Below are 13951 nucleotides of genomic sequence, written 5' to 3'. Positions count from 1 at the left end.
AACGTCTCGTTTGACGAGTCGCTTGCCTTGATATTTCAGTGACATTGTCACTGACTCATCGGCAAGCGCCCACATGAATTACCTGATCAATTTTTAAAGAGCGTGCTCTTGACTCTAGTGAGCTCAATGAGCGTCTCGCTATTGCCGAGCGCTTTGCTCAGCGCCCTGCGAGGAAGGCGTATTCTACAGAATCGAAGCGTTTCGTCAAGCGCTTTCTTTTGCGTCCTGCAAGCGATGCTCGTAGACTTCAAAAGAGAGCGAAACGTGCCTCAGCGCATCCAACGATGCCCTGTCGGCGACCCCGATCAAGTGGCGAGCATTTTACCGATTTCTCGTTGCTCGTCAAGCAGTGATTTTTTCGAGAAGCTTCAGAAAGCCTTTTCAAATCAACTACTTTTACCACTCTTCACCGCCTGTGACGTTTGCTCGTCGCCGGCAGCGGATGCGTACTTTACGGATCTCGAGGCAGCTTGGCAATAGCCTGAATCAAAAAAGTTCATCGCCCTGTCTCTTCTTTGTCACACACCCGGTCATACGCTCCTGCACACGCGCTCTATCTACACTCCGTTGGCGACTTCTATCGGGGCGCCAAGCCGCACCTCTACCCATAAAGGCGCGCGCAGAAGTGTGCTATGAGTTGACGCCCCTCGGCTGGCTGGCACGATCAAGCAGCTCCAGGATTGAGTGGTACGTCAGGCCTGAGTGCTCGGTCATCCCCATTTCACAGGTTCGCGAATTGGAGACACCAAATTCGCAGCCCACCACTTGCCCCGCAAGGTCCTGCAGGGACGATGCGGTCAGCTCTGGCACCCGTAAACCCTTGTCGCCCGCAAAACCACAGCAGCTGATGCCCTCTGGAACGACAACGTCCTTGGCACATGCACGAGCCAGCGCGATAAACGCCTCAGTCAGGCCTTTGCGATGACTGGAGCAGGTCACATGAACGGCGACCTTGCTTTCCACCGGGGCGATGTCCAGGCGAGGCAGCAGATAGTCATGGGCAAACGCGACCGGCTCCTGAATCTTCAAACGCGCATCAAGGTGCTGCTCCACCTGCTGACTGCAAGGGCTGGTATCAAAGAGGATCGGCACCCTGCCGTTATGGCTTGCTGCCAAGAGCTCTCGGTTCAACTCCCTCGCCTTATGGGTGGCCTCATTTGCCATTCCCTTCGAGGAAAAGGGCATGCCACAGCACAGATGACCCGGCATTTCAGGAATGATCACGTCATAGCCGGCCTTGTCCAGCAGCGCCAGCACCACTTCCATTACCGCCCGCGCGCTGCTGTCGCGCTTGTCTGCGCCGAAGACTCGCGTAGCACAGGAGGGAAAGTACACCACTGGGTCGCGCCCCTCGCCCACCTGGGCCACGGATGACAACACGCGAATGGGGGCGGCCGCGGGAATCGACGGAATCCACTGGGGAATCCTCTTGTTGCTGACCTGGTGCAAGCCCTGGCTTGCCGTCGCCATCAGCCTGTCGCCGATCACCGCCCTTGCGACGCTTGCCCCTCGCAGGCCACTTCGTGCGACTCGGGTCACACCGGAAAAATGCCGTCCGATGCGTCTCGCCAACTGCTGCTTGCCGACATGCCGCTCTTCACGCATGGCAAGCACCAGCTCGCCGGTATTGATGCCGACGGGACAGCGGGTACCACACATACCATCTGCCGCACAGGACGTATCGATGTCATAAAGTGCTGTCCGACCAAAAGCTTCCGACCGCTCCCTGTCTGCATCGGTGGGTTGCTCAAGGTTGGCCAGCCTGGCCCGCTCACGCGTCAACACGATGCGCTGGCGGGGTGTCAGCGTCAGTTCCCGGGAGGGACACACCGCTTCGCAGAAGCCACATTCGATGCAGCGATCGACGATGGCGTCAGCCTCGGGTAGAGGCTTCAAGTTCTCGAGGTGCAAGGTTGGGTTTCGGGTCAGCATGACCTCGGGATTCAAAAGATGGTCCGCATCGAACAGCGCCTTGATCTGCCACATCAGGTCATACGCTTCCTTGCCCCACTCCAATTCGACAAAGGGGGCCATGTTGCGCCCTGTGCCATGCTCCGCCTTCAGGGAGCCACCGAACTCAACCGCTACCAGCTGGGCGACGTCAGCCATCAAGGCCTGATAACGCTCTTTTTCGCCCGCGCGCTCGAAGCCCTGTGGAAAAACAAAATGCAGGTTGCCCTCAAGCGCGTGACCAAACAGCAGGGCATCGTCATAGCCATGCCGCTTGAACGCGGCGGTCAGCGCGGCAACGCCCTCCTCCAGCCGCTCGATCGGAAAGGCAACGTCTTCGATGATCACCGTCGTCCCCAGGTCGCGAACGGCACCCACCGCCGGGAACAACCCCTTGCGCACTTTCCAGTAGAGGGCGTAGCTGACGGGATCTTCAGTGAAGGTGACAGGCTCCAGCGTCATGATGCCCTCAAGGGCATGATTGACGTCATCGATACGCGCAGCCAAGGTGTCGCCATCCTGCTCACGAACATCCACCAGCAGCGCGGTGGCACCTGACGGCAGATCACGAAGGTGCTCGGGCATCCCTGGCTGTCGCTCCACCGCGCGGAGTCCGGCACGATCCATCAGCTCTACTGCTGCTACCCCCGTACCCTTGAGCGCGATGGTCGCACGACAGGCACTTCCCAGGTCGGGGAAGAAGATCATGGCCGCTGCACGACGGGGTGGTTCTGGCACGGTGTGATACGTAATGCGCGTGATACAACCGAGAGTCCCTTCAGACCCGATCATCAGGTGGGCCAGGATGTCGACGCCATCACGGTAATCCAGCAGACTGTTCAGCGCGTAGCCGGTGGTATTCTTGAGCCGGTACTTGTGGCGAATACGCCTTGCCAGTTCGACATCGGTACGCACGCCGGCGGCCAGCCGCTCCAACCCGTCCAGCAGCACCGCGTGACTCTTGCGGAACGCCTCGACACTGGCCGTATCAGCGGTATCGAGCACAGCACCATCCAGCAGCACCACGCGGATACTGTCGAGCGTCATATAGGTATTCTGAGCGGTGCCGCAACACATGCCGGATGCGTTATTCGCCGCGATACCGCCGATCATGCAGCTGGCAATGGACGCAGGGTCAGGGCCGATCTTGCGATCGAAGGGCGCCAGCAACTCGTTGGCCCTGGCACCAATGACAGCGGGCTGCAGGTCGATGCGAGCCCCATTGTCGAGCACCTCGGCACCCCGCCAACCACGGCCGAGCTGAATCAATACACCGTCGGTGATGGCTTGCCCGGACAATGACGTGCCGGCCGCGCGAAAGGTCATCGGCCAGTGCCCCTCGCGGCAGGCCTCAATCACAGAGCGCAGCTCCTGCTCGGTCTGCGGCCGCACCACCAGGCTTGGCACCAACCGATAAAAGCTGGCATCCGTCCCATAGGCCAGGCGTCGCAATGGGTCGGTGACCAGGCGCGCTTCCGGCAGATGCTGCTTCAATCGCTCGACCAGCGAGTCCATGGAGATGCTGGGGGGTGTGGTGGAAATGGCCGTCATGATGCTCTCCCTGTCCGATGGCTAGTATTGCAGCTGTTCAGATACAAAAACGCCACTCCTGAGAGTGGCGTTTGGCGCTTCGGGGTTAGTCAGCAGGCCTGTGTCGCGCAGAGGCGCAGCCCCGCCCTCCACAAGTAGGCCTGCTATCCTGGCACCGGTTATCAGGGCCTGACATCGACGCGAACAATGCCGCCATTGCCACCGTAGCCGGTGACCGAGACCTGGTACTCACCAGGCTCCAGCGTGGTCTCGATCAATGACCCGAGGTCGGTGCTGCCGCTGTCGTCATCCTGAAAGAAGACGCCATTACCCTCGAGCTCCAGCAGGGTATCCACGGCCTCCGACTGGGTCTCGACGCTGACCACACCAGCCTCCTCGACGACCAGGGTATAGGTCAGCTCGCCATTGACCTCAAGCTGGCCATACACCGTTTCGCCAGTGCGAATCTCACCACCGGTGCGGAAATCGCCGCTGAACGGCTGCTGTGTCAGCCTCAGTGAATAACTGCCGCTGCCACTGAAACTTTGCGCGTTCACCTGATACGTACCCGGCTCCAGTACGGCATGAATGCGCGAATTGGTGCCAGAACCGCCATCGTCGTCACTGGTGTCGACACTTCCTCCGCTCAAGCCCAGCAAGGCATCGAAAGCACTGGAGTTCAGTTCCAGCGTCACTTCAGCCGCCTCATCAAGCGTAAAGGTGTAGCCATTGCTGCCGCTGCTTCCCAGCATGCCTCGCACCGTCTCGCCTGACTGCAGTTCGCCGCTGTTTCGCAACTCACCGTCAAAGGCATTGACGCTGGACTCGAGCAGGAAGGTCCCGGCTGACGAACCCGAGTAGCTGCTGACTTCGACCCGGTAGCTGCCCGGCTCCAGCACGGTATCGATGCGGGAGTTGGTGCCACCACCGCCGTCATCATCGCTCAAGGCTACCCCGTTGCCCTCCAGATAGAGCTGGGTATCAAACGCCGAGGACGACACTCCGATCGATACTTCGGAGGCCTGTTCGATGGTCAGGGTGTAGGTATTGGGCTGCATACCACCCGCCATGCCCTGCACGGATTCGCCAGGCACGAGCTCGCCCTCGTTCTTCAACTCGCCATCAAACGGCGTCGTGTCGAGCTCAAGTGCATAGGCTCCGGACTCTCCGCCATAGCCAGTGACCACCACGCGGTAGTCGCCTGGCATGAGAACGCTTTCAAGCAGGGAATTGGTGCCGCTGCCAGTGTCATCGACATCGATATTGGTCTGGCCGCCGCGCACCTGCAGAACCGTATCGAAGTCATCTGAGCTGAGCGACAGAGTGACGTTGGTGGGCTCTGCAATAGAAAGCTCGTAGGTGTTGCTGGAAGAGGCGTCATCCAGCGTGCCGGTAATGCTGTCACCAGAACGCAGCGGACCGCTGTTGCGCTCGCCACGCGACAGGTCAGCCTGTTCCATCGTCAGACGATAGCCGCCGCCCACGCTGACGAAGTCATCTTCACAGGCAACATCCACCCGCTCCTTCACCGGCTGACCGGGCACCAGACGCACCTCATAATCGCCAGGCGTCAGGAAGGCCTCCAGCGTCTGCTGGTCATCGCCACAGCGGGCTGCCTTGTGGGATGCTTCGTTGCCTTCGAGTACCAGCGCGGCACTGGACGCGCCGGCCAGCGTCAGAGTGACCTGACGGGTGTCGTCCAGGCTGATGGGGTAACTGGCCGTCTCTTCGCCCAGAACGCCGACGACAGCCTCTCCATCCGTCAGCGACTCGGCGCCCTGTTGCTGGGAAGGTGTCAATGCGTAGGGGCCAAAGCCGGACATGTCGGTGCTGTTGACGACCACCAGCGAGCAACCTTCTGACGGCCCCAGCAGCAGCGATGCCGGCGCCTGCTCCGAGCTTTCCGCCCCGCCCTGCCAACGGCCACGTTCGTCATAGACCGAGAGCGTGGCGGCGAACGGCGAATCCAGCTGATATAGCTCACCCGCACCTTCGCTGCCGCAGACCCAGTGGCTTCCAAAGCGCGACCCGTTGTTGAGGTTGACGCCACTTTGCGATGTCAGCTCGCCTTCGATCGGTTCGCCGGCCGCACTTTCCGGTGCCTCGATAAAGCGGCCCTGGGCAGATGAGCTGGCCTGGCCATCATTCGCGGACTCTCCGTCCGCTCCTTCCTGACAGCCCGCCAGCAACACTGCCAGCGACAATCCGCCGACCAGCACCACTGGGGAAAAGGAAAGGAATATCGGGCGCTTTTCGCCCAGCGGTTGTTTCGACATGCCTGCCTCCATGTAACGGGTTGCACTCCGTGCACCGACAACTATGCGATATCGGAAGCACAACACTATAGCCAACTTATATGACAAACGTCAGGGTCATCCGCGCAGGCCGACTCGGTAGTGTCGTACTTTCTTCGCGTATCGGTGCGTCAACCGTCGCGCAGAATAACTACCAACTCGCGAGGGCCGTGCACCCCGTAGGCCAGGGTCTGCTCGATGTCCGCCGTCTTGCTGGGACCAGAAATCAACAGAGCGTTGGTCGGCATGCCACTCGCCCACCCTTGATGAGTGATGACATCGAACAGCGTATCCTCGATGGCGTCGACATCCAGCACCGCAATATGCAGAGGTGGCACGAGGCTCAGCAGGCGCGGCTCGTCCGCGTCGGGCCATAGCCACAGGCTGCCCGTCTCAGCAATCCCGCCACGGGTTGACGTCAGCCCCGCGTCGACATGCTGAAACAGCTCCTCCTGCCAGGCCTCGATGTCGCGATCGGCATCGATCAGCTCCACCTGGTGGCTTGCCAGGGCATCGCGCGCGGCCAGGGCCACCGGATGCTGTCGCCCCAGCGCCAGCCGGCGAATCTGCTTTTCTGCCAGCACACCTGCAAGCGCATCGGTCCAATCCGCCGTGTTGCAGCGGACCACCTCGCCATGCACCGAGGTAATCCAGCGAGTGAACCGCTCCGCCCGCTCTTCACGGGACCAGCCCCGTCCTGTCACGACAGCGAAGTCACTTTCCGGCGCCACCAGAGCGCTGCCTTGGCGATCTCGCAGGCGAGCCAGGATACTGTCTCTTGCACTCATGAATCCTGCTCCTTGCGGTGACGCTTGATCAGCGTATGAAGCGACGACTTTGCTGGTTTGGGAGCCGTGCGGTACTCCGTCCATGGCCCCAGGTGAGACGGTGCCAGCCCCCTGAAACTACCGGCGATCAGACTGGCGCCGCGCCAGGCATTGGGATGCGTCGCCAGCCACTGCCAGCTTTTCCATGCGGCCACTTCCTTGCGCGACCGTTTGACGCCGGCTCCCGGCACATTACCGACTCCGTCACCGACCGCTTCACGACGCAACCGCACCAGCAGGTCGGGAATGGGGATCTTGACCGGGCAGACCTCACCACAGGCACCGCACAAACTCGATGCCGACGGCAGGTCCTTGGTGGCTTCCAGCCCCATCAGGTGAGGCATGAGGATGGCGCCAATCGGCCCTGGGTAGGTGGTGCCATAGGTATGCCCACCGACCCGAGTGTAGACCGGGCAGTGGTTCATGCAGGCCCCACAGCGGATGCAGCGCAACGTATCCAGCAGCTCGTCATCTTGATAGATCCGCGAACGTCCGTTGTCCACCAACACAAGGTGCACTTCCTTGGGCCCATCGTGCTCACCCGCCTTGCGCGGTGAACTGATCATGTTGAAGTAGGTGGTGACATGCTGACCGGTCGCCGAGCGGGTCAGTAATGCGTACAGCGGGGCAACATCCGCGAGATGCTCCACCACCTTTTCGATACCTGTCACCGCAATATGCACGGGCGGCGCCGTCGTCGTCATACGGCCATTGCCTTCGTTTTCCACGAGACACAACGTGCCTGTCTCGGCGACCGCAAAATTGACCCCGGATACCCCGACATCTGCCGCCATGAATCGCTCGCGCAGCTGGGCACGTGCCGCGGCCGTCATGGCATCGACATCCCGGGTGCGTTCCGTCCCGGTGCGGTCATGCATGATGTCGGAGATTTCATCGGTATTCAGGTGAATCGCCGGCATGATGATGTGCGAGGGCGTCTGCTCGTTGAGCTGGACCAGGTACTCTCCCAAATCGGATTCCAGCGCCTCGATACCGGCCTGCTCGAGGTGAGCATTGAGGTGCATTTCCTCGGACACCATGGACTTGCCCTTGATCACCGAAGAGGCGCCATGCTGCTGGCAGATCTCCGTGATCATTGCGCAGGCCTGCTCGCCATTCTCTGCCCAATGCACGCGAATACCGTTGGCTTCGCAGTTCGCCTCCAACTGCTCCAGCAGGTCCGGCAGCTTGGATAGGGCACGCAGGCGAATATTGGCGCCAAGCTGGCGCAAGGTCTCCAGATCCCAATCTGAAAACGCCTCGCGCCGCTTGCCCATCAGTCCATCCATGGCCTTGCGGAAATTGGCACGGATCTGTGGGTTCTCCAGCGCCGCATGGGCCTGCTGATGAAACGCTTGAGGGGTGAACGTCTGTACCGGCTGGTTCATGAGGTCCTCCGCCACAGATAGGAAGCGATATGCTCACCCTTGAGCGAGCTGTCGCGATGAGCCAGGCGGCCACCGATGTTCATCAAGCAGCCGCAGTCCGAGGTGACGAAGTGATCCGCGCCTGCGGCCTCCAGCGCACGACTCTTGTCCTCGACCATGGCGCCGGACACCTCTGGGTGGCGCACCGCAAAGGTTCCACCAAATCCACAGCACTCGCTGGCTCGTTCCTGCTCTACCAACTCGACATGCCCCAGGCGCTGCAACAGAGCCGGCCCGGTGTCAGCCAGGCCCATTTCACGCCGCGCACTGCAAGAGGTATGCATCGCCACCTTTTCCGGGGCGCCCCTGTCGTCAAGCGTCAGGTGACAGACGTGCACCAGGAACTCGGTCAACTCGAAGACCCGGCTCGCCAACTCTCTAGCCTTCGCCTCGTCCTCGGTTCCCGCAAACAGGTCCGGGTAGTGCGTTCGCATCATGCCGCCACAGGAGCCGGACGGCACGATGATGGGCCAGGGCCCGGGAAACAGGTCGAGTTGAGCCCGCGCCACTTCACGAGCCTCACTGTGATACCCCGAGGTATAGGCCGGCTGACCGCAGCACGTCTGGTCCTGGGGGTAGATGACCTCGATGCCTTCTCGCTCCAGCAGTCGCAGGCTATCCAGCCCGGCCTCGGGATACAGCATGTCGATCAGGCAGGTCCCAAACAAGTAAACCTTGTCGGGTCGAGGAGGGTATAACTTGACGGCGGTCATGGTGGGGTCCTCAGGGTCAGGCACGGCAGGCGCTGTCGTTTATTGTTCCCCGCCCTAGCTTGACCCATGCTCCATAGCCAACAGAGAGCTGCCGAAAAGGCCTATCAAGTCAGGTACGGACGCTGGTGGCACAAGGCCTACCCCGCGAATTGGATAAATTGGTAAAACCAATTGACAACGCCGAATAAAGGCACAGTAGAGTCGCGCCACTACAGTGTCAAACCTGTTGCCGGCTTTTGCCCAGCAATCCCTCTATACTTTGGTATTACAGGAAATTAACGGCGCCACAAGCTATTGAATTGCTAGCAAGTATCCACAGACTGTATGACGTCTCATCATGCTCATTTTTTGGTAATACCAATTTCTAAGCGGTACACTCTGGACACATCTCACAGACCAGTGACGCCCACATGGCTTACCAACCCGTGCGCCAGCCACGCCTGGCCGACGTGATTACCGAACGACTCGAGGCGCTGATTCTTGAAGGCAGCCTGACACCAGGCCAGCGACTGCCTCCCGAGCGCGAGCTGGCTGAGCGCTTTGGCGTATCGCGTCCGTCTCTGCGAGAGGCCATCCAGAAACTGGCTGCCAGGGGGCTGCTGGTAAGTCGACAGGGTGGTGGCACCTACATCACGGAATCCTTGAACAGCGGCTACAGTGATCCGCTGCTGGAAATGTTGTCGCGACACGGTGAGTTCCACCTGGATCTTCTGGAATTCCGTGATGCCATGGAAGGCCTGTCCGCCTACTATGCGGCGCTGCGCTCCACACCCACGGACAAGGCACTGTTGATCCAACGCTTCGAGGAACTCGAGGTCGCCTTTCTCGGCGAGGACCCCAAGGGCGAAGCCAAGGCGGACGCTGCCTTTCACCTGGCGATCGCCGAATCCGCCCATAATGTCCTGCTGCTGCACACGATCCGCGGCATCTTCCACCTGCTGGAGCGCAGCATCGTGGACAACCTGGCCCACCTGTTCGAGAAGCCCGAGTCGCGCCCGCGGCTCATGACCCAGCACCGGGCGTTGCTCGACGCCATTCTCGAGGGCCGCGCAGAAGATGCCCAGGCACGCTCCCACGAACACCTGGTCTATGTCGAGGAAGGCCTGCTCGAGATGGAACGCGCCGAAACGCGGGCGCAGCGAGCGCTCAGACGGGCCCAGGTAATGCCTCCGAGACGGTCACTCTAGGCGATGATGAGCGGGCATAAGACACGCCACCGGCGTCCGCTGACCCTGGCCCTGCTGGCCGCGCTCATCCTCGGCCTGGCGCTGGTCATCTGGCAAAGTGCGGATATCGCCAGGGAGCGCGCCCTGACCACCCTGCAACGAGATGCGCAAACCGAATTGAGGCTATCGGCCACCGGCCTCACCGGCTACCTGTCCCGCCATGAATATCTGCCAGAACTTCTCGCCACGCGGGAGACGGTCAAGCGCTACCTGAGTGCACCCGACGACCAGAACGCCATGCCGCTCAACCGGTTGTTCAATCGCTTCAGAAGTACCACCGGGGTGTCGGACATTTACCTGCTCGATGCCGAAGGCACAACGCTGGCGGCCAGCAACTGGCACCGCGAAGATACCTTCATCGGCGAAAACTACCGCTTTCGCCCCTACTACCAGGATGCCATTGCCGGACACTACGGCCGCTTCCACGGCCTCGGCGTAGTCTCCATGGATCGTGGCTACTACTTTTCGGCCCCGGTCTGGCTGGATGACACCGCACCGGACGCGACCCCCGCCGGCGTCATGGTGGTCAAGATTCGCGTCGACGCGCTGGAAGCCAGCTGGCAAGGCCCAAACTCCAGCCTGCTGGTGGTCGATCAGAACGGTATCGTGTTCATGTCCAGCCAGCCGGAACTGAGACTGACGTCGCTCGATCCTCTCAGCCCCGAGCGCCTTGACCAGCTGCGCTCATCACGTCGCTACGCCGACGAGCCGCTGACCGCCAGCCACCTGTTCACCCACGACCAGCTGGACCAAGGGGCACGCCTGGTGGGCTTTACCCAAGGCCCGCTGGCCGACCAACGGTATCTGAGCGTTACCCGCGACTTTGCGACGCTTGGCTGGCAGATGCATATTCTCAAGCCCATGGGCCCGGTCAATGACGCTCAGTGGCAAGCCATGCTGATGGGCGGGGGGCTGTATGGCTTGCTGGCCTTGGCCTGCGGCGTTGGCTGGCAACGGCACCGACTTCGTCGCGAGCGCGAGGCCTTTGCTGAACGGGAACGCACCACCCTGGCCAAGGCCAGAGATGAACTGGAGCGCAACGTCGCCAGCCGCACCCAGGATCTGGTCGCCAGCAACCAGCGTCTGTCCGCGGAAATCGATGAGCGCCGGCGCACCGAAGCCACCCTGCGACAGACCCGCGACGAGCTGATCCAGGCGGCCAAGCTGGCCGTTCTCGGTCAGCTGGCTGCCGGTATCAATCATGAGCTGAACCAACCGCTGGCCGCGATTCGCGCCTACGCGGAGAATGCCCGAGGCTTTCTCGCCCGGGAACGTCTGGACACGGTCGACACCAATCTGGGCGAGATCATTGAACTCACTGGGCGCATGGCCGACATCAGCGCCCAGCTGCGCCAATTCTCGCGCAAGAGCGGGGAGCCACCGAGCCCAGTGTCCACCCGTGCCTGCATTGACTATGCGCTGCGGCTGTTCAAGACACGTCTGGACGAGCAGCATGTCGACGTCGTGTTCGACCTTCCCGACGAAGCGCCATGGGTGCTGGCTGACCTGGTCCGGCTGGAACAGGTGCTGGTCAACCTGATCGGCAATGCGCTGCAAGCCATGGCCCACGTCGCCGAGCCAAAGCTTGTCCTCGGTGTCGCGGCCACCGAGGACAGCATTACCATCAGAGTGGATGACAACGGCCCCGGCATTCCGGAACCACAACGACGCCAGGTCTTCGAACCCTTCTACACCACCAAGGCACCCGGTGCCGGACTTGGCTTGGGGCTGTCCATCTCTGCCCGAATCATTGATGATCTGGGGGGACGGCTGGCCGCCAGCGTCTCGCCACTCGGCGGTGCACGCTTTACCATCGACCTTCCGCGGGCCGCCAGCACACCGGCTCCCGGTTCCATGCCCTACCAAGAGAAGCCGCCCCATGTCTGACGCGCCCCCCGTGATGATCATCGATGACGAGGAGCACCTGAGGGTCACCCTTGGCCAGACCCTGGAGCTGGCGGGTTACCACCCCGAGCCCTTCGCCAGTGCCGAACAGGCCCTGGCCACGTTAAACAAGGACTTCTCTGGCGTGGTGATCAGCGACATTCGCATGCCTGGCATGGACGGGATGGCCCTGCTCAAGGAAATTCGCCAGCGTGATCCCGACCTTCCCGTGGTGCTGATTACCGGCCATGGCGACGTGTCCACCGCAGTGGAAGCCATGCGCGAGGGGGCCTGGGACTTTCTCGAAAAGCCCTTCCCCAGTGAACGCCTGAGTGAGGTGGTTCGGCGCGGCATCGACAAGCGCCGGTTGAGCCTGGAGAACCGGTATCTCAAGGCGGAGCTGGAGGCCCAGCAGACGGCTCCCGGCCCCCGCCTGGTCGGGCGCACGCCGGCCATCAAACGGCTATCGTCCATGGTGCAACGCATCAGCCAAGTGGAAGCCGATGTGCTGTTGTTCGGCGAGACAGGCGCCGGCAAGGACCTGGTGGCAAGGGCGATCCATGAACGCAGCGCCCGGGGCGGCAGGCCCTTCGTCGCCATCAACTGCGGCGCTGTGCCGGAAAGCACCATCGAGTCGGAGCTGTTCGGACACGAGAAAGGCGCCTTTACCGGCGCCGTGGAAAGGCGTATTGGCAAGTTCGAGCACGCCGAGGGGGGCACTGTCTTCCTCGATGAAATCGAATCGATGCCGCTGGCACTCCAGGTAAAGTTGCTGCGGGTGCTGCAGGAACGGCAGGTGGAGCGGCTTGGCAGCAACACGCCTGTGGCGCTGGATATCCGGGTCATTGCCGCGACCAAGATCGACCTGAGAGAAGCCGCCGAAGCAGGCGAATTCCGGGAAGACCTCTACTACCGCCTCAATGTCGTCACGCTGTCGATCCCGCCCCTGCGGGAGCGACGCGAAGACATTCCCCTGCTGTTTCAGCACTTCGCGGCGGTCGCGGCCAGCCGCAGCGGCATGGAAGCGCCTCCCCTGGACGCGCCTGGAGTCTCGGTGCTGCTGGCCCACGACTGGCCCGGCAACGCCCGCGAGCTGCGCAACCTGGCGGAGCGCTACGTGCTGCTCGGCAGTACTTGCGACTATCGCCTCGACGCCTTGATGGAAGGCGTCGGCAGTGACGGCGGCGAGCTTCCCCTGCCCCGCCAAGTCGAACTCTTCGAAAAGCAGCTGTTGAGTCAATCGCTGGCACGACATCATGGCCGGATCAACGACGTGTGTGAGCATCTGGGACTGCCGCGCAAGACGCTGTACGACAAGCTCAAGAAACATGAGCTCAAGCCGGATGACTATCGCCAGCGCGATGACACCAGTGCGACGCCCTGATCGAGCAATCCCTGCAAGACATCCCAGGAAGGCAGCCAAGGCGCAAGACTCAAGGTGACGCACAGCATCGCCACGGAATTGCCAGGGTCGCCCCAGTCGAACGGCTTGAAAGCGGTGCCGAAGGAACGTTTCAGGCGCGCCCCATCCAGGTCCACGCTGTACAGCTCGTCGAGCAACAGGTGGATGGCAAACCCCATGGTCAGCGCGGCCCCGTGGGCCCAGGCCATGGCATCAGGCGGGGCAAACAAGCGATGACTGATGGCACTCGTGGCCAACCCGCACATCGACGCTGCCAGCAGTGAATGCCACAGGCCACGATGAACCGTGAAGCGGGCGAATATCGCCCCCGCCAGATAGCGCACCGCCAGATAGATACCTCCGCAGACCAACAGCAGGGTGCCGTCGCTCAGCCGCTCCTGCAGCATCACCGCCCCGGCCACCACCGCAGGCACCGCCAGCAGGTTGAAGACCAACCGGATGGCCTTGGAACTGTCCGAGTCGATATCCGGCAAAATCCCACCCAGGGTGGTCAGCGCCAAAATCGGCAGGCTATCGAGCGCCGACCATAGCCCCGCCTGCCAGCCTCCATGGGCCAGCACCGCGCCGCCGGCGGCGGCCACGCTGAGGTGGGTGCGGAAGTTGGCCATGCCGGGAAGGCTCCTCGAAAAACATACAGCACTGGATAAATGACCAGATTATCGCCCGGCAGTTCAATA

Annotated in this window: 9 protein-coding genes; 3 read left to right on the top strand and 6 right to left on the bottom strand. The window is 61.7% G+C overall.

What is annotated here, in order from left to right; translation table 11 throughout:
* Positions 1-630 precede the first annotated feature (630 nt).
* The 5 genes from KUV41_RS19165 to KUV41_RS19145 form a co-directional block, all read right to left on the bottom strand.
* The gene (locus KUV41_RS19165; protein ID WP_261396111.1) at positions 631-3501 is read right to left on the bottom strand and encodes an FAD-binding and (Fe-S)-binding domain-containing protein; all 2871 of its coding nucleotides are present in this window, start codon (positions 3499-3501) and stop codon (positions 631-633) included.
* Positions 3502-3662: 161 nt separating this feature from the next.
* On the bottom strand, positions 3663-5756 hold the full coding sequence (locus tag KUV41_RS19160) for a hypothetical protein (protein ID WP_206942554.1): 2094 nt from the start codon (positions 5754-5756) through the stop codon (positions 3663-3665).
* 149 nt (positions 5757-5905) lie between these two features.
* The gene (locus KUV41_RS19155) at positions 5906-6562 is read right to left on the bottom strand and encodes a lactate utilization protein C (RefSeq protein WP_222162123.1); all 657 of its coding nucleotides are present in this window, start codon (positions 6560-6562) and stop codon (positions 5906-5908) included.
* On the bottom strand, positions 6559-7989 hold the full coding sequence (locus tag KUV41_RS19150) for a LutB/LldF family L-lactate oxidation iron-sulfur protein (RefSeq protein ID WP_222487002.1): 1431 nt from the start codon (positions 7987-7989) through the stop codon (positions 6559-6561). The genes KUV41_RS19155 and KUV41_RS19150 overlap by 4 nt, the downstream gene beginning before the upstream one ends.
* Complete coding sequence (locus KUV41_RS19145) at positions 7986-8741, bottom strand: (Fe-S)-binding protein (protein WP_222238039.1); 756 nt, start codon at positions 8739-8741, stop codon at positions 7986-7988. The genes KUV41_RS19150 and KUV41_RS19145 overlap by 4 nt, the downstream gene beginning before the upstream one ends.
* A gap of 410 nt (positions 8742-9151) precedes the next feature.
* On the opposite strand from KUV41_RS19145, the gene KUV41_RS19140 reads away from it, so the two are divergent.
* Genes KUV41_RS19140 through KUV41_RS19130 form a run of 3 tightly spaced genes read left to right on the top strand, consistent with a single transcriptional unit; the run spans position 9152 to position 13235 of the window.
* Positions 9152-9928, top strand: a complete 777-nt coding sequence (locus tag KUV41_RS19140; RefSeq protein ID WP_206942550.1) for a GntR family transcriptional regulator — start codon at positions 9152-9154, stop codon at positions 9926-9928.
* 3 nt (positions 9929-9931) lie between these two features.
* Positions 9932-11854 carry an ATP-binding protein gene (locus KUV41_RS19135; RefSeq protein WP_224851885.1) on the top strand — a complete coding sequence of 641 codons (1923 nt, stop codon included), beginning with the start codon at positions 9932-9934 and terminating at the stop codon, positions 11852-11854.
* A complete protein-coding gene (locus KUV41_RS19130; RefSeq protein WP_206942549.1) occupies positions 11847-13235 on the top strand; it encodes a sigma-54-dependent transcriptional regulator in 1389 nt (462 codons plus the stop codon). Before KUV41_RS19135 ends, KUV41_RS19130 begins: the two co-directional genes overlap by 8 nt.
* Here the strand turns inward: KUV41_RS19130 and KUV41_RS19125 are convergent.
* Positions 13199-13882 (bottom strand): metal-dependent hydrolase, encoded by a 684-nt coding sequence (locus KUV41_RS19125; protein ID WP_206942548.1) that lies wholly within the window; start codon positions 13880-13882, stop codon positions 13199-13201. The genes KUV41_RS19130 and KUV41_RS19125 overlap by 37 nt on opposite strands.
* Positions 13883-13951 lie beyond the last annotated feature (69 nt).

This window comes from Halomonas sp. DP8Y7-1 (assembly GCF_019801685.1).
Lineage (GTDB): Bacteria > Pseudomonadota > Gammaproteobacteria > Pseudomonadales > Halomonadaceae > Halomonas > Halomonas litopenaei_A.
This window is presented reverse-complemented; position numbering and strand designations above follow the sequence as displayed.

What these genes read in the sequence shown, in the direction of transcription:
- KUV41_RS19165 (WP_261396111.1), bottom strand. Translation starts at nt 3,501, where the DNA reads ATGACGGCCATTTCCACCACACCCCCCAGCATCTCCATGGACTCGCTG.
- KUV41_RS19160 (WP_206942554.1), bottom strand. Translation starts at nt 5,756, where the DNA reads ATGTCGAAACAACCGCTGGGCGAAAAGCGCCCGATATTCCTTTCCTTT.
- KUV41_RS19155 (WP_222162123.1), bottom strand. Translation starts at nt 6,562, where the DNA reads ATGAGTGCAAGAGACAGTATCCTGGCTCGCCTGCGAGATCGCCAAGGC.
- KUV41_RS19150 (WP_222487002.1), bottom strand. Translation starts at nt 7,989, where the DNA reads ATGAACCAGCCGGTACAGACGTTCACCCCTCAAGCGTTTCATCAGCAG.
- KUV41_RS19145 (WP_222238039.1), bottom strand. Translation starts at nt 8,741, where the DNA reads ATGACCGCCGTCAAGTTATACCCTCCTCGACCCGACAAGGTTTACTTG.
- KUV41_RS19140 (WP_206942550.1), top strand. Translation starts at nt 9,152, where the DNA reads ATGGCTTACCAACCCGTGCGCCAGCCACGCCTGGCCGACGTGATTACC.
- KUV41_RS19135 (WP_224851885.1), top strand. Translation starts at nt 9,932, where the DNA reads ATGATGAGCGGGCATAAGACACGCCACCGGCGTCCGCTGACCCTGGCC.
- KUV41_RS19130 (WP_206942549.1), top strand. Translation starts at nt 11,847, where the DNA reads ATGTCTGACGCGCCCCCCGTGATGATCATCGATGACGAGGAGCACCTG.
- KUV41_RS19125 (WP_206942548.1), bottom strand. Translation starts at nt 13,882, where the DNA reads ATGGCCAACTTCCGCACCCACCTCAGCGTGGCCGCCGCCGGCGGCGCG.